This window comes from Aphanothece hegewaldii CCALA 016, assembly GCF_003007785.1.
Taxonomy (GTDB): Bacteria; Cyanobacteriota; Cyanobacteriia; order Cyanobacteriales; family Microcystaceae; genus Chroococcus; species Chroococcus hegewaldii.
The window spans coordinates 14191-30296 of the sequence record NZ_PXOH01000025.1 but is presented as its reverse complement, the minus strand read 5'-3'; the positions used below and the strand labels follow the sequence as shown (position 1 = coordinate 30296).

Here is a 16106-nt window from a genome sequence, read left to right as displayed (position 1 = left end):
AGTTTTTATTTCGTGCAGTAGTCCCGCAAGAACGATATACTATTCTTGTTGCATTCGTAGCAAAAATAAACCCGATGTTACCGATACGAGATTGTGTAAGTAAAACCCCCGGTTATACTCCAGGAGAACAACCCCAGACGAATGATTTTATAAAACTTAATACAAATGAGAACCCTTATCCACCACCTAAAGAAATATTTCAAACCCTACAAACAGAACTAGATAAAGTAAGATTATATCCAGATCCAATATCAAAAAAATTACGCCAAGCAGCAGCAAAAGTATTTGGTGTATCTGTTGAACAAGTTTTAGCGGGAAACGGTTCGGATGATATTCTAAATATTGCAGTACGAACCTTTGTTAATCCTAGTGAAACCGTTGCATTTTTAGATTTAACTTATTCATTGTATGAAACCATTACTAAGGTACATGGAGCAAACATTACACGATTTACAACAAATGATAAATTTGAATTAGATTCGCCGATTATTTGCAGTAACGCTAAATTAATCTTTCTTGCTTCTCCTAACCCTCCACTCGGCAAACACCTCAACCGAGAATACCTAGAAGAAACCTGTAAAAATGCAAGCGGTATCGTTTTAATCGATGAAGCTTATGTGGATTTTTCTGATGATAATCATTTAGATTTCTTAGAAAAATACGACAATGTAATTATTAGTCGTACTATGTCTAAAAGTTATAGTTTAGCAGGGATGCGGGTAGGATTTGGTATTGCTTCTACTGCGATTATTGAACAAATGGACAAAGTACGGGATTCTTATAATTTAGATCGAATTGCTCAAACTTTGGGAACGGCAGCCTTTGAACATAATGCTTATTTTCAAAACATTTGGCAAAAAGTTCGCCAAACTCGTAGTCGTTTGATTACGTCTTTACGAGAAATGGGTTTTATTGTTTTTGATTCTGAGTCTAATTTTGTTTTAGCTTCTCCCCAATGGATGACCGCCAAAGAGTTTTATAATAAACTAAAAGAGCGTAAAGTATTAGTACGATATTTCAGTCATCCGCGTATTACTGATTATGTTCGTATTTCTATTGGTACTGATGAAGAAACTGATTGTTTATTAAAAGCGATTAAAGATATTATGAATTAACAGAAAGTGATTAAATTTGCTTCGGCTTCTTGAATAAATTGCTGCCAAATCTTGTTAGGTTGCCAAAGTTCTGTCATTGGATATTGAGCTTGTATTTCAGGTAACTTTAGAATCAGTTTGCGATAAAGATACATAAAACACGACACTCTCATGTTTAAAGCGCAGTGTACCCAAACTTTATGTTTTTTCGTAGATTCCATGACTTCACAAAAGAATTGTAAATCCTCAATTTTTGGAGAATCCCAAATCACAGGAATATGAAGATAAATCATTCCTAGTTGAGTAACGATCGCACCTTCATCGGGTAAAGCATTATCTGATGATGGAAGTGCTAAATTAATCACTATTTTATAGCCAGCTTGAGCAATTTCAGTAAATTGATCGGTTGTCGGTTGCCCTGATGTCGCAATATTATCCGTAATTAAATAATAGTTTTTGATGCTTTCCATAGATTATGAGTGCGTAATAATACTACCGTGATCGTGAATAAGATACCATTTAGGTGCTATTTTTTCAAAAATATTTGTTGCTAAATCTTAATATTAAAAAACTTAGAAAAAGGTGAGCAAATGCCCACCCAAATTTAATCTTTACGCTGCGGAAACTTTTAAACTAGAGGGTTTACTGAAATCCCCTTCTAACTTAATGCCTCGTTTGTTGGCTGCTAAATGACGGACAATTTTATAAACGGCTTCAATTTGATCTGTTGCACCTGAACGATCTGCTAGAGTCGTTATATCTAATGATTCACTGGCACTCTCGATAGCTTCTACAACTTTATTTTGTAATTCTAGGATTGATGCAGCCGCTTTTTTACCCGCTTCTACACCAGGTTGATGATAGGCGTTGATATTGACCAAACAAGCATATAAACTAACTGTACGCTCATAAAGTGCGATTAATGCGCCAACGGTGAGTGCATTCACTTGAGGAATGGTTATCGTAACCGAGTCACGATGATTTTCATACAAAGCTTGACGGGTTCCTTGTAATAAACCCGATAAATAGTCGCCAGAAGTTACACCAGGTTCGACTTCTATTGATGTTCCTTCACGATCTTCTAATACTTCAACAAATGTTACAAAGAAATTGGGTACACCTTCTCGGAGTTGTTGCACATAAGCGTGTTGATCGGTAGAACCTTTGTTCCCATAAACGGCAATTCCCTGATAAACCGTATTACCATCTAAATCTTTTTCTTTGCCTAAAGATTCCATGATTAATTGTTGCAGATAGCGGCTAAAGAGTAAAAGGCTATCTTTATAAGGAAGCATCACCATATCTTTTTCGCCTTTGCCGTTACCAGAATGATACCAACTCATAGCAAGTAAGACAGCAGGATTTGTTTTAATATCTCGAATACGGGTGGCTTCATCCATAATCTTCGCACCTTCGAGCATTTGATGAATATCAATACCCTGTAAGGCTGCGGGTAATAATCCCACGGCGGAAAGTTCGGAGGTTCGCCCCCCCACCCAGTCAAACATCGGGAAAATCGCTAACCAACCACCAGATTTAGCAAATTCGTACATCTTACTACCCGTCATAGTAATTGCTACGGCGTGTTGAGCAAAGTCTAAACCTTGGTTTTCATAGGCTGCTTTAACTTCTAGCATTCCGTTACGGGTTTCGGGTGTGCCACCAGATTTACTGGTGATGATGACGAGGGTACTTTTGAGACGATCTTTAAGACGAGTGAAAATGCGATCGATTCCCGTAGGGTCGGTATTGTCTATGAAATGTATATTCATTGGGGCAGTATCGAGCGCTAGAGCCTCGGCAACGAACTGGGGACCAAGTGCAGACCCCCCAATCCCAACGGAAAGGATATCGGTAAATTTAAAGGCTTGTGGAGGTTTGATTGCTCCCGTATGAACTTTTTGCACAAAAGTGTCAATATCTTGTAGGCTGCTAACGATTTCGTTTTTGATGTCTTCTGTGGGTGCAATGTCTGGGTTTCGTAACCAGTAATGCCCTACCATGCGATCTTCGTCTGGGTTTGCGATCGCACCATTTTCTAATGCTTGAATACTCTCAAATGCTTGATCAAATTTGGGTTTCAGGGTTTCTATTAAGCTTTCATCAAACCGCATCCGACTGATATCAACATATAATCCCAGTCCCGCGTGATAATAAAGCCAGTCTTGATATCTTTGCCAGAGTTGTAAATTTTCCATAACAAAATTTTGCTTTTTGATGTGATCTGTTGAATCTGAAATGATACCTGCTCCAAGAGTGACTATATTACATCAGAATAGCGATGTAAGTTTAAAAGCCATCCTTACTACTTACTAATGATATAGATAGAAGTCTTGTTTAGCTCATTTTATCGAGCTTAAGTTAAAGTTAAGTTAGAATCTCTTAATAATAAACTGAGTGGAAAATCTAAAAAGAATGTTAAAAAAACTTGTTCAAAAACAATTATTTTTTGGGATGGCTTTTTTAAGTTTTTCTCTTATTGTAATGACGGCTATGGCTCAAGAGAAACTAACGACACAATCAAAAGTTACCATAAATGCGATCGGTTCGATTCGTGTCGGCATGACTCCACAACAAGCGACTCAATCTAGCGGTGTTCCTATTGTACTGAATGATCGACCCGATCCTCAATGTGCTTACTATAAACCACAAGGAAAACCGAAAGATATCTGGTTTATGGTTAATAATGGGACAATTTCCCGAATAGATATTGTAAATCCCCAAATTACGACTCTTAGTGGTGCAAAAATCGGTGATACTGAAGCTCAGATTAAGTCACTTTATCCAGGACAAATTCAGGTTACGCCTCATAAATATGTTGAAAAAGGACATTACTTGACTTTTGTACCCAAAGATGCTGTAGATAAAAATTATCGTCTTATTTTTGAAACAGATGGAAAACGTGTAACGCGGTATCGATCGGGTAAACTTCCTGAAGTAGAATGGGTTGAAGGTTGTTCATAATCAGGAACCTTGTATCATATTGTGCCACAGGCTCCAGTTTCATTGATGCAAAACATACAAGTACTCAAATCAGGATATTTTTTCCGTGCTTTTTGACGTGCCTTATCTTTATCCGCATCAATAAAATAGTCACCACTGATCGGCTTGATCGCCATATACTAACCATAATACTTGTCAATAAGTTGAGGTTTGGCTTTTTCAAAAATGGCTTTATAACGCTGAAACCGAGCTTCTTTTTCGGCTTTGTATTGAGCCATTCTTTCAGGTGTCCACTGGATTTCTGGAAAAATGCGACCCCTGCGTACAATTTTTTGAGGTGAGGATTGAGTCATAATTTTTTATTTATTATTATAGCAAAATATTTATTCTAGACTTGCTTGGTATGTCCTGAATTGATTTTTTTTACATCAAAGTTAGGCTGTTCTTGAATCAATCCTTTAGTATTATTTTTCTCACTGGCTGCTAATTGATTAGCTATTTTTTCTAAATCGACTCCTGTGGTTTGTTTAAGTTGTTCCATAAAAGAGGCTATTTTAGAAATATTATTGCCATTATTACCATCAACAACAGTAACGTTTTGTATTTCTACTTCTGGCACACTTTCTGCCATTAATTTTAGAAGGATTTCTAACTTTTGAAATAGAAAAATTTCTTTAGCGTTACTTCCTGCGGCTTTCCAAGATTCAGCTAATTTTATAGCTCCTTCTGCTCGTGCTTTTCCTTCTTCGATAATTTTTGCTGCTTCCCCTTGTGCTTGAGCAATAGCTTGTTTACAATTTGCTTCTGCGGGTGCAATTACATCAGCTTGTAATTGTTGTTCAACTTGTTTAATTCGTTCTCGTTGTACTGCTACATCAGCTTGAACTTTTGTTAATTCTACCATAACTAAAGATTCTACTTCTGCTACCATTGCGACTCGTTTGGTTTTAGCATCTCGAACCCGTTTTTCGGCATCAACTTTAGTGACTTCTAAATCTTTTTGGATTTTTCTTAAAGATGTGGTTCTTTTATTAGCCGAGTCTTTAATTACTGATGCTGATTTTGCTTTAGCCTCAGCAATTCTCGCATCTCTAAATAATTCTGATTGCTGTTTTCTTCCAATAGAATCTAAATATTTAACGTCATCATATATTTTCTGTATTTGTAATCCGTCTAAGATTAATCCTAACTTTTCTAGATCGTCTTCTGCTTCTTCTAATAAATGTTTAGCAAAAGCGATTTTATCTTCGTTAGCTTGTTCTGGTGTTAAACTTGCTAAAACTCCTCTTAAATTACCTTCTAATGTTTCTTTAGCTAATTGTTCTATTTCTTTTCTTTTTTTGCCTAATAATCTTTCAATTGCATTATGTATTGTTGGTTCTTCCCCTGCAATTTTAATATTAGCGACTCCTTCCACAGTTAAAGGTATACCACCTTTTGAATAAGCATTAACAACTTTTAATTCAATAATCATGTTCGTCAAATCCATGCGGAAGACTTCCTCTAATAAAGGAATTTTAATACTACTTCCACCTTTGACTAAACGATAACCTACAGTACGTTGATTTGATATTTTTTGCCGACTTCCTGCAAAGATTAATACTTCGCTCGGTTGACAAATATGATAATAATTTTTAATGATAATTGCTGCTGCACCTGTTCCTAAGCCAAAAATTCCTAATAAAATTGCTATAGGTTCCATGATTTTTGCCTTGATTAAAAGTTATTTTTATGATTGTTATTAGTCTGACTATTTTTGGATTCTGTGAGAATTCCCACAACATCAACACCCAAAGTTTGTTTAACACTATTGAGAAACTGATTGACTATTTCTGGATAAACCTTGATCAGACTAGAGATAGATTTCCCATCGCCATTATCGACAACATGAATCTCATTTAGATACAAATTTTTGGGTATTTTCACCGCTTCTTCTAAGATTGTTTCTAGTTGTTGAATCAAGAAAATTTCTGACGCTTCACTACCTGTTTTTTGCCAAACTTGCGATAATATTTCATTTACTATAGCTTCTGCTTTGGCATTTTCGGCTAAGATTGCGGCTTCACCTTGAGCGTTTAAAACTTTAGCTTGTCGTTGAGCATCTGCGGGTAAAACTTGTTCTGCTTCTAATCTTAATCGTTCTAATTCTGCTCTAACAGCTTGTAATTGTTGTTCTAATTTAGCTCGTTTTTCTTTGGCTGCTGCTAGGGTAATTTCTTCTTCTGATTTTGCTTGTTGTTCGAGTTGTGCTTTAATTTTCCTTAAGTCGTTTTCCTGTTCTAAAACAATAATTCTATCTTGGGTTTTGGCGACTTCTGATTGTTCTTCACATTGAGCTTCAATTTGTTCCGCTTGGTTTCTTGCATCAGATTCGGCGATTTCTGCATCTCGAATGACTAAGGCAATTTGTTCACGACTTAAGGAGTTTAAATATCCCACATCATCGGAGACGTTTTGAATTTTCATGGTATCAATTTCTAGACCCAATTTCATTAAATCTCGTCTGACATCTGAGGTGATGCTTTCAGCAAATTTCAGTCGATCTTCGTTAACTTGTTCGGGGGTTAATGTTGCGACGACACCTCTTAAATTTCCTTCTAAGGTTTCTCTGGCAACTCGACTAATTTCCGAACGATCTCTATCTAAAAATCTTTCTATTGCATTGCCGACAATTTCAGGATTACTAGATATTTTAACATTAGCGATCGCATGAATATTTAAAGGTGTTCCTCCTTTGGCGTAAGAGTTCCGAATTTCGATGCGAATGGGCATTGTTGTCACATTCATTCTTTTAATGGTTTCTAATATCGGTATTCTTACTGCTCGCCCTCCTGTAATTACTCGATAACCTACGTCTTGCCCTCCTTTTGTTTTGCGTTTTCGCCCCGAAAGTATAACAACTTCATTGGGATGACAAATACATAGAAATGATTTAAAAAACCACACGCTTAAAATCGATAAAAATATCATTAATGCTAAAGGAAAACTTCCCGCTTTAACGATTTGTGGATGTAATATTAATGGCTCATTTTGTAGATAATTTTGAATAGTAATAGACTGTTCTAAAGATTGGTTTTGATTTAAGTTTGTTAGTTTAGATGTCATCTGATAGCCTACCTTATGTTAAGAATTATTCAGCAATTCATCTGTTAAATAACTCATTGGAATGACTCGCACTTTATTTTCGTGTGCTTCAATAATAAGGACTTCCTCCCCGACTTTAAAATGATGTGAAACATTGGATAAAGCAACAATATCTACTAAAGAACCTTTGGCATTAACTCTAATTTTTCCTTTACTGTTTTGATCAAAAGGAATTTCAACAATTCCACTTAAGCCGATTAGTTGCTCAAGACTCACAAGACTATTAATGACTAATTTTTGTCGTTGCACTTGAATAAGCAATACGATAAACGTCCCTAAAACTATTCCTATTCCTATAGTAATAGTTGCTATTTTTATTAACTCTTGTTGTGTCATTGATTGCTAATTGAACAATTTAAAAAATTGCTTTTGTTCATTTAATTAAACAGGCTATATCCTCTATTATGATTATATTAACTTTATTTCGTTCTGAGAATAGGGTTAACAAAAATTTTTATTATTTAATAATTCTAAATTTTTCTTTTTAGGGTTTGGACTCCCTACCCCTATGCCAGTTTTTAGGTGAGAATCTTTTTACTTAAGACATTTCCTTTTTCATCTAAATTATAAACAACTGGAATACCTGTAATAAGTTCGACACTGGGGACTTCTTCAGGGGTTAGATTATCTAATTTCATAATTAGCGATCGCAAAGAGTTACCGTGTGCTGCAATTAGAATATTATTGCCGTGTTCAATATAGGGAAAAATACGACTTTCATAAAAGATAAAAACTCGTTTTACTGTATCTTCTAAACTTTCACCCCCAGGAGGACGAGTATAATAAGAACGTCGCCACTCTTTGACTTGTGCTGCGCCAAATTTTGCGATCGTATCGGCTTTATTTAATCCTTGTAATTCACCATAATAACGCTCATCTAATGCAGAAGTAGGAAAAATCGGCAATTCTTCGGCGGGGTTTCCCTCATATTTATTCCATCCGTGCCAGTCAGGATCATCAATATCATGTTGAATAATTGGGATTTTACCATTACGAACACCTTCGCATTCAGTCAGACAAATAATCGCTGTTTCAATGGCACGAATTAACAAACTGGTAAAACAAACGTCAACTTTAATTTGTTCATCATCTATTTTACAAGCGGCGATCATTGCTTCAGCGCGTCCCCGTTCACTGAGTGGCACATCAACCCATCCAGTAAACTTATTAGCTGCATTCCAAAGACTATAACCATGACGCGTTAAGATTAATTTTGACATAAGTTTTATCACCCTATAAGAATTAATTAATTGTATGAATTTTCAAGAAATTAGTACTTTTAACTTTTCCAAAAGGAATACCACCCGTGATCAAAACTTTATCGCCAAATTGTGCTAAATTTCGTTCTTTGAGACAACTATCTACTATATTTACAATTTCTTCAAAAGTCTGAACTTTAACATCTAGCAGTACAGGAATAATGCCCCAAACCAAATTAAGTCGATGGTAAACTCTTTCGACGGGTGTAATCGCAACGACGGGCGATCTAGGACGCTCTTTGGAGACTAAAATAGCTGTGTAACCGCTAGTAGTAAAAGTAGCAATACAGCGTAAATTTAACGTAGAATCGATCGCGTCAAGTGCTTCTGTAATTGCATGGGTTTCGTCGGATTCTTCGGGGCGATTATTTTCAAAACTAATTTCTTTTTCGATATCCATCGCAATTTTAGCGAGCATTTCTACTGCTTTAATCGGATAATCTCCAATAGCAGATTCACCCGATAACATGACTGCATCGGTTCCATCAATAATTGCATTAGCGACATCACTTGCTTCTGCACGAGTCGGACGCGGATTTTTAATCATGCTTTCGAGCATTTGCGTCGCGGTAATGACGGGAATTGCTTTCATGTTGCAAAGTTTAATAATTTGCTTTTGCAATAAAGGTACTCTTTCTGGACTAATTTCTACTCCTAAATCACCCCGTGCTACCATTAAACCGTCACATTCGGCCACTATTTCTTCTATATTTGCGATCGCTTGCGGTTTCTCGATTTTAGCAATCACACCGACATCAGTATGTCCTTTTTCTTCTAGTAATGCTTTGAGTATCCGAATATCGTCTGCTTTGCGAACAAAACTTAATGATACCCAGTCGATGCCTTGAGATAAACCGAATTCAAGATCTTGTACGTCTTTTTCGGTCATTGAAGGTAGACGAAGATTTAAACTGGGTAGATTGACTCCTTTACGACTTTTTAGGATTCCTCCGTCAATAATTTGGCATTTTACTGCGGTTCCTTGGATGTCTTCCACACACAATTCTAATAATCCATCATCTAATAAAATTTGTGTTCCGACCGTTGCTTCTTCTGCTAAAAAAGGATAATCAATCGAAACGGTGTGAGGTTGATCGTGATAATCTTCTATAGGAACTAAGGTTAAATAATCCCCTTCAATGAGTGTAATTTCTCCTGTGCTGAGTTGACCTACGCGAATTTTTGGACCTTGAAGATCTTGTAATAATGTAATAGGATGATTGAGATCTTGGGAAACTTGACGTAACATAGCGATCGTTTGAGCATGATCATCATAACTGCCATGTGAAAAGTTTAGTCGTGCTACATTCATTCCTGAAGAGACCATTTTTTTCATCACTTCAGGAGAACGACTCGCGGGGCCAATGGTTACAACAATTTTGGTTCGTTTCGTTAAAGGTTTCATAGGTCTATTAGAAGAGAATTCCAACTTAAAATTTTATTGTAAGGCTATGGTAATAATTTCAGGTTAAATAATGATGAAATGAATTAATCTCATTACAATGACTGGGTTTGGAGAGCAAATCCCTACTAAGACAGAGTTTAGATGAATTTAGGATTAACATAAAAAATCTTAAAAATCCATTAAATTTTATATGTTTATCGACTTGTGTTAGATTTTGCTAAACTTGTTGGAATTCAATCATTAATTCTGTCTGAATCACGGTATTACTTATGGCTCAATCACTTTTTATTAGTACAACAGAAGACAACAGTGGTAAGGCTCTTGTTGCTTTAGGAATTTTAGAATTAATTTTAAGGAAAACAACTAAAGTGGGTTTTTTCCGTCCAATCATTCCTTCTGGAAATGGGAAAAGAGACGATGATATTGATCTAGTTATTAATCATTTTGCTTTGAAGCAGACTTATGATGAATCTTTTGGATTAACTTCTAAGCAAGTTAACGAATTATTAGCCTATCAAAATTTTGATGCGATTTTAGAAAAAATTATTACTAAATTTAAACAATTAGAAGCGAAATGTGATTTTATTCTCTGTGAAGATGCAGATTATTTAGGAGAAAGTTCGGCGTTTGAATTTGAGCTAAATACCAAAATTGCTAAAAATTTAGGTTGTCCGATTTTGATTTTAGGCAATGCAGAAGGAAAAAGTGTCGAAGATGCAATTAATTTAGTCAGAATTTCTTATGACGCTTACCAAGATGAGGATTGTCAAGTTATTGGAATTATTCTTAACAAAGCATTGTTAGAAAATGTAGATGATTTAAAAGCTAATCTCATTAAAGAATTACATAATTCAGAGTCGATTATAGGAGTTATTCCCCAGAATAATAAACTGAGTAATCCTCGCGTTAAAGATATTGTAGAACAATTAGACGCAGAGGTTTTATATGGACATCAAAGATTGAATAGTTTAGCATCTCATTACTTAGTTGCAGCGATGCAAATGCAACACGCAATAACAAGAATTCAAGAGAATACTTTGGTGATTACACCAGGCGATCGCGGTGATATGATCATTGGAATGTTACAAGCGCATCAATCGACTAATTATCCAAATTTAGCGGGAATTGTGTTATCAACGGGTTATAAACCAGAAAGTGCGATCGCGTCTTTAATTGATGGTTTACCCGATGTTATTCCGATTTTATCAGTTTCCGAAGATACTTATACTACTGCATCTTTAGTACATGATGTTTATTCGACAATTACAACTGAAGATGAAGAAAAAATTGCACTTTGTATACAAATGTTTGCTCAAGCAGTCGATTTAGAAAAATTAGAAACTCAAATTCGAGATATTCAATTTAAAGGAATGACTCCGAAGCGGTTTACTTATAATTTAGTGCAACAAGCAAAAGCTCAAAAAAAACATATTGTTTTACCCGAAGGAAACGAACCGCGCATTTTACAAGCAACAGCTATTTTATTAGATCAAGATATTGTAAAAGTGACATTAATCGGAAAAAAAGAGGAAATTGCACAGGTAATAAATAAAGAAGGAATTCCTTTAAATGTTGATAATTTAAATATCATTAATCCAGAGGAATATGATAAATTTGAGCAGTATACTAATACCCTATATGAACTGCGAAAATCAAAAGGTTTAACTTTAGAACTGGCGAAAGATTATGCTCAAGATGTTTCCTATTTTGGTACTTTAATGGTGTATCATGGTGATGCTGATGGGATGGTTTCAGGAGCAGTACACACCACCCAACACACGATTAGACCGGCTTTACAAATTGTGAAAACTTTACCAGAATTTACTATCGTTTCTTCCGTATTTTTAATGTGTTTAGAAGATCGAGTATTAGTATATGGAGATTGTGCAGTAAATCCTAATCCTACAGCCGAACAATTAGCCGAAATTGCTATTACTTCAGCCGAAACCGCGAAACGTTTTGGTGTTGAACCAAAAATCGCTTTATTATCTTATTCGTCGGGTGCATCGGGGAAAGGTGAAGAAGTCGAGAAAGTTCGTAAAGCGACACAAATTGCTAAAGAACGTAGACCCGATTTAAAATTAGAAGGACCGATACAATATGATGCAGCAGTTGATGTAGCAGTTGCCGCTCAAAAAATGCCAGGATCTGAAGTCGCAGGACAAGCAAGTGTCTTTATTTTTCCCGATTTAAACACAGGAAATAATACTTATAAAGCAGTACAAAGAGAAACGGGTGCAATTGCGATCGGACCGATTTTACAAGGATTAAAAAAACCTGTAAACGATTTAAGCAGAGGTTGTACAGTCCCCGATATTGTGAATACTGTAGTAATTACTGCTATCCAAGCACAAAGTTAAATTATCATAGATACAAGAGCGCACGTATAGCTACAAAAAAAGAGCATAGAGATTATGAAAAAAACACAAATTTATAATTCAGAAGGTGATGAGCTACTTTCAGAATATGATTTTGATTATAGTAAAGCTAAACCTAACCGTTTTGCTAATCAGACTAAACCGAATTCTTTGGTAATTACTCTCGATCCTGATCTAGCAGAAGTTTTTAAAACATCGGAAGCGGTTAATCATGCTCTACGCTCTTTATTATCTGCTATTCCGAAATGATTTTGAATTTTTTTTTGCATAGAGGGAATAATAAGAGAAATCGAGAAAGTACGCACCAATAGCAAAATACAATATCTATGACTCTTTTTGAAACATATCTTTGTAACCTGCATGAAATTTATCTTTCTCAAGCAGGGGTAAAAGAAACCTCTTATTATGGAACCTTAGAAACCTTACTCAACGAAATTGGAAAAACGCTTAAACCGAAAGTTCGCTGTATCATCAACCTGAGAAACCAAGGTGCAGGTTTACCCGATGGGGGGTTATTTAGTGCAAACCAATTTCGGAAAAATGCAGACGATGAACCTTTTAAAATAATTTTCCCTGAAAGAGGAGTCATCGAAATTAAGGGAACCAAGGAAGATGTCAAAAAAATTGCGGACAGCGAACAAGTACAAAAATACTGGCAAAAATACGGACAAATTTTAGTCACCAATTATCGGGATTTTCTCTTATTGGGAAAAGATCACCAAGGAAACCGCATCGAATTAGAACAATATTCTTTAGCTGCAACAGAGACCGAATTCTGGAAAAAAACAGCAAACTCGCGTCAATTTGCCCAAGAACATGAAGAACGTTTCACAGAATACCTGAAACGAGTCATGTTACAAACTGCGTCTATCTCATCCCCTTCTGATGTCGCTTGGTTTCTCGCTTCCTATGCAAGAGACGCAAAATCTCGCTTAGAACAACAGGCACATTTATCGGCACTGAGTAACATTCGTAAAGCCCTAGAAGACGCATTAGGAATTAAGTTCCAAAATGAACAAGGATCGCGTTTCTTTCGTTCTACGCTCGTGCAAACCCTGTTCTATGGCATTTTTTCAGCATGGGTGCTATGGCATAAAGAGAACCCAAATCGTCAGGATCAATTCGACTGGAAAACGGCCGCGTATTATCTCCATGTTCCCATGCTATCGGCCTTGTTTGAACAAATTGCCGCCCCTAGTAAACTTAAAGCATTAGGGTTAGTAGAAGTATTAAACTGGACAGGTTCCGCATTAAACAGAGTGAGACGAGATGAATTTTTTAATACTTTTGATGAAGGACAAGCGGTACAGTATTTTTATGAACCTTTTTTGCAAGCATTTGATCCAGAATTACGCAAAGATTTAGGAGTTTGGTACACTCCACCCGAAATCGTTAAATACATGGTTTCTCGTGTCGATACAGTATTACGAGAAGAATTGGAAATTGAAGACGGGTTAGCGAATCCTAATGTTTATATTTTAGATCCTTGTTGTGGAACTGGTGCGTATTTAGTCGAAGTTTTACGACACATTGCTAACACTTTGGAGGAAAAGGGAGAAGGTGCGTTAGCGATGTCGGAAGTCAAACAAGCAGCGATAAAAAGAGTATTTGGATTTGAAATTCTAACCGCTCCTTTTGTTGTAGCACATCTACAATTAGGATTATGTTTACAAGCTTTGGGTGTTCCTTTAGTAGAAGAAACAGAACGAGTAGGAGTATATTTAACGAATGCTTTAACCGGTTGGCAACCTTCAAATGAAGAAGCGAAAAAAACGATACAACAATTAGAATTAACTTTCCCTGAATTGAACAAAGAACGAGAAGCAGCAGACGAGGTAAAACAAGGAAAACCTATTTTAGTTATTTTAGGAAATCCTCCTTATAATGCGTTTGCGGGAACAAGTCCAGTAGAAGAAGATGGGTTAGTAGAAGCGTATAAAAAAGGGTTAATTTCTGAGTGGGGAATTAAGAAGTTTAATTTAGATGATTTGTATGTTAGATTTTTTAGATTAGCAGAGAGATGTATTTCTGAGAATACGGGGAAAGGTGTTGTTTGTTATATTTCTAATTTCTCTTATTTATCTGATCCTTCTTATGTGGTGATGCGTCAAATATTTTTGAGTGAATTTGATCAGCTTTGGTTTGATTCTATGAATGGAGATAGTCGGGAAACGGGTAAGTTAACCCCAGAAGGAAAACCCGATCCAAGTGTTTTTTCAACACAATATAATAAAGAAGGAATTAGAGTCGGTACAGCTATTGGGTTGATGGTGAGAAAGGAAAAAAGAAATGAGAAACCTAATGTTTATTTTCGGCATTTTTGGGGAATTAATAAGCGACAAGAGTTATTAGATAGTTTGAATGTTAAAGAGTTTAGTAATGATTATAAAATTGCTATTCCTGATTTTATAAATCGTTATACTTTTCGTCCTTCCGATGTAGAAGCAGATTATTTAGCGTGGCCAAAGTTAACTGATTTATCGGAAATATTGCCTTTTAATGGCCCAGTTGAGCGACGCGGATTTGCCTTAATTTCCATAGAAAAAGAAGTTTTAGCATCTCGGCTATATTCTTACTTTGATAAATCAATTTCAGATAATGAAATTAGAGCTATATACGCATCTTTAATGATGACAGGAAATAGAATTATAGGTTCTGAAGCTCGACAAAAAATATTAAATGAGTTCCAATATAATGAAAAATGTATTGTAAAATATCCTTTTAAGCCTTTTGATATTAGATGGTGTTACCTTGAAAACATACGACCTTTATTTAGTGAACCAAGTCCAAATTTACTAGAGCAAAGAATTACAAAAAATTCTTTTTTTGTAACCCGTGATACTGCTGATAAATCTTTTGAAGGCATACCTTTTTATTTTTCATCTTTAGTTTGTGATTATGATTGTATTTCTGGTCATTCCAGACATTTTCCTATTTTAGTAAAATCTGTAATTAAAAATAGTGATGTCACTCAAAAAGAATCACTTTTTAATACCGAAGAATTTAGCCAAACTACGCAAAAAGCCAATCTATCTGAAAAATCTCGAAATTACCTAAATCAACTAAAAATTACCAATTTTGATACAGATGTAAAAGAAGCTGAATTAATTTGGATGAACGCTTTAGCCATTGGATATTCACCTCTATATCTCACTGAAAATGCCGATGGAATTCGTCAAGATTTTCCGCGTATTCCTCTACCTAAAACCCAAGAATTATTACTGGAATCTGCTACATTAGGTCAACAAATTGCATCATTATTAGATACCGAAAATTCTGTATCAGGAGTTACAACAAAACTGAGAGCAGAACTAAAAGTTATTGCTGTTATTTCTCGAATGGGTGGAGGAAACTTAAACCCAGATCATGGTGATCTAAAAATAACTGCGGGATGGGGACATGGTGGCAAAAATGGCGTAACAATGCCAGGAAAAGGTAAAATAATCGAAAGAGAATATACACCCGAAGAACTCAACGCATTTGAACAAGGTTCGAGTGATTTAGGAATGACATTAGAAGACGTAATCAATCTTTTAGGAAAAACAACTTGTGATATTTATCTCAATGATATTGCTTATTGGAAAAATATTCCAATCCGAGTTTGGAAATATACCATCGGTGGTTATCAAGTCATTAAAAAATGGCTTAGTTATCGAGAAGAAAAACTCTTAGGACGTTCTCTAAAAACAGAAGAAGTGAAAGAAGTTTCTCAGATGACAAGACGCATCGCTGCTATTGTTTTATTAGAATCGCAGTTAGACCAAAATTATTTAGAAGTCAAAAAATTGAGTTATGATTGGAATAAAAAGTAAGATACAAAAACCTTTCGTTAGATAGAGGAAAAATTCAACTAAAGTTTTTAGACTAAGAGATGTTAGTATTT

Annotated in this window: 13 protein-coding genes; 5 read left to right on the top strand and 8 right to left on the bottom strand. The window is 35.5% G+C overall.

Annotated features, from left to right (window positions below):
* Window positions 1-74: 74 nt before the first annotated feature.
* A complete protein-coding gene (gene hisC, locus C7H19_RS18485) occupies window positions 75-1115 on the top strand; it encodes a histidinol-phosphate transaminase (protein WP_106458402.1) in 1041 nt (346 codons plus the stop codon).
* On the opposite strand, the gene C7H19_RS18480 is transcribed toward hisC, so the two are convergent.
* Window positions 1112-1564 (bottom strand): protein tyrosine phosphatase family protein, encoded by a 453-nt coding sequence (locus C7H19_RS18480; protein ID WP_106458401.1) that lies wholly within the window; start codon window positions 1562-1564, stop codon window positions 1112-1114. The genes hisC and C7H19_RS18480 overlap by 4 nt on opposite strands.
* 141 nt (window positions 1565-1705) lie before the next feature.
* Window positions 1706-3292 carry a glucose-6-phosphate isomerase gene (locus C7H19_RS18475; protein WP_106458400.1) on the bottom strand — a complete coding sequence of 529 codons (1587 nt, stop codon included), beginning with the start codon at window positions 3290-3292 and terminating at the stop codon, window positions 1706-1708.
* 217 nt (window positions 3293-3509) lie between these two features.
* Here C7H19_RS18475 and C7H19_RS18470 point away from each other — a divergent pair, with 217 nt between their 5' ends.
* Window positions 3510-4058, top strand: a complete 549-nt coding sequence (locus C7H19_RS18470) for a hypothetical protein (RefSeq protein WP_106458399.1) — start codon at window positions 3510-3512, stop codon at window positions 4056-4058.
* 158 nt (window positions 4059-4216) lie between these two features.
* Here C7H19_RS18470 and C7H19_RS26865 read toward each other — a convergent pair whose 3' ends face one another.
* The 6 genes from C7H19_RS26865 to pyk all read right to left on the bottom strand — a co-directional run bounded on the left by C7H19_RS26865 (window position 4217) and on the right by pyk (window position 9845).
* A complete protein-coding gene (locus tag C7H19_RS26865) occupies window positions 4217-4390 on the bottom strand; it encodes a hypothetical protein (RefSeq protein ID WP_245927627.1) in 174 nt (57 codons plus the stop codon).
* A 35-nt stretch (window positions 4391-4425) separates the two neighbouring features.
* Entirely contained in the window at window positions 4426-5739 is a 1314-nt protein-coding gene (locus C7H19_RS18460) for a flotillin family protein (protein ID WP_106458398.1), read from the bottom strand.
* Window positions 5740-5753: 14 nt separating this feature from the next.
* Window positions 5754-7142: a flotillin family protein gene (locus tag C7H19_RS18455; protein WP_106458397.1), complete on the bottom strand. Its 1389-nt coding sequence runs from the start codon at window positions 7140-7142 to the stop codon at window positions 5754-5756.
* Between the two features lie 18 nt (window positions 7143-7160).
* Window positions 7161-7517: a hypothetical protein gene (locus tag C7H19_RS18450; RefSeq protein WP_106458396.1), complete on the bottom strand. Its 357-nt coding sequence runs from the start codon at window positions 7515-7517 to the stop codon at window positions 7161-7163.
* A gap of 182 nt (window positions 7518-7699) precedes the next feature.
* Window positions 7700-8401, bottom strand: a complete 702-nt coding sequence (locus tag C7H19_RS18445; RefSeq protein WP_106458395.1) for a 2,3-bisphosphoglycerate-dependent phosphoglycerate mutase — start codon at window positions 8399-8401, stop codon at window positions 7700-7702.
* Between the two features lie 22 nt (window positions 8402-8423).
* On the bottom strand, window positions 8424-9845 hold the full coding sequence (pyk, locus tag C7H19_RS18440; protein WP_106458394.1) for a pyruvate kinase: 1422 nt from the start codon (window positions 9843-9845) through the stop codon (window positions 8424-8426).
* Window positions 9846-10114: 269 nt separating this feature from the next.
* On the opposite strand from pyk, the gene pta reads away from it, so the two are divergent.
* The 3 genes from pta (at window position 10115) to C7H19_RS18425 (ending at window position 16035) form a co-directional block, all read left to right on the top strand.
* Window positions 10115-12205 carry a phosphate acetyltransferase gene (pta, locus tag C7H19_RS18435; RefSeq protein ID WP_106458393.1) on the top strand — a complete coding sequence of 697 codons (2091 nt, stop codon included), beginning with the start codon at window positions 10115-10117 and terminating at the stop codon, window positions 12203-12205.
* Between the two features lie 54 nt (window positions 12206-12259).
* Window positions 12260-12472: a hypothetical protein gene (locus C7H19_RS18430; RefSeq protein ID WP_106458392.1), complete on the top strand. Its 213-nt coding sequence runs from the start codon at window positions 12260-12262 to the stop codon at window positions 12470-12472.
* Between the two features lie 77 nt (window positions 12473-12549).
* Window positions 12550-16035, top strand: coding sequence for a type ISP restriction/modification enzyme (locus C7H19_RS18425; RefSeq protein ID WP_106458391.1), 3486 nt, complete (start codon window positions 12550-12552; stop codon window positions 16033-16035).
* The last annotated feature ends 71 nt before the right edge of the window (window positions 16036-16106 follow it).

Excerpts from the sequence above, each read along its gene's own strand:
- hisC (WP_106458402.1), top strand. The coding sequence starts at position 75 with ATGTTACCGATACGAGATTGTGTAAGTAAAACCCCCGGTTATACTCCA.
- C7H19_RS18480 (WP_106458401.1), bottom strand. The coding sequence starts at position 1,564 with ATGGAAAGCATCAAAAACTATTATTTAATTACGGATAATATTGCGACA.
- C7H19_RS18475 (WP_106458400.1), bottom strand. The coding sequence starts at position 3,292 with ATGGAAAATTTACAACTCTGGCAAAGATATCAAGACTGGCTTTATTAT.
- C7H19_RS18470 (WP_106458399.1), top strand. The coding sequence starts at position 3,510 with ATGTTAAAAAAACTTGTTCAAAAACAATTATTTTTTGGGATGGCTTTT.
- C7H19_RS26865 (WP_245927627.1), bottom strand. The coding sequence starts at position 4,390 with ATGACTCAATCCTCACCTCAAAAAATTGTACGCAGGGGTCGCATTTTT.
- C7H19_RS18460 (WP_106458398.1), bottom strand. The coding sequence starts at position 5,739 with ATGGAACCTATAGCAATTTTATTAGGAATTTTTGGCTTAGGAACAGGT.
- C7H19_RS18455 (WP_106458397.1), bottom strand. The coding sequence starts at position 7,142 with ATGACATCTAAACTAACAAACTTAAATCAAAACCAATCTTTAGAACAG.
- C7H19_RS18450 (WP_106458396.1), bottom strand. The coding sequence starts at position 7,517 with ATGACACAACAAGAGTTAATAAAAATAGCAACTATTACTATAGGAATA.
- C7H19_RS18445 (WP_106458395.1), bottom strand. The coding sequence starts at position 8,401 with ATGTCAAAATTAATCTTAACGCGTCATGGTTATAGTCTTTGGAATGCA.
- pyk (WP_106458394.1), bottom strand. The coding sequence starts at position 9,845 with ATGAAACCTTTAACGAAACGAACCAAAATTGTTGTAACCATTGGCCCC.
- pta (WP_106458393.1), top strand. The coding sequence starts at position 10,115 with ATGGCTCAATCACTTTTTATTAGTACAACAGAAGACAACAGTGGTAAG.
- C7H19_RS18430 (WP_106458392.1), top strand. The coding sequence starts at position 12,260 with ATGAAAAAAACACAAATTTATAATTCAGAAGGTGATGAGCTACTTTCA.
- C7H19_RS18425 (WP_106458391.1), top strand. The coding sequence starts at position 12,550 with ATGACTCTTTTTGAAACATATCTTTGTAACCTGCATGAAATTTATCTT.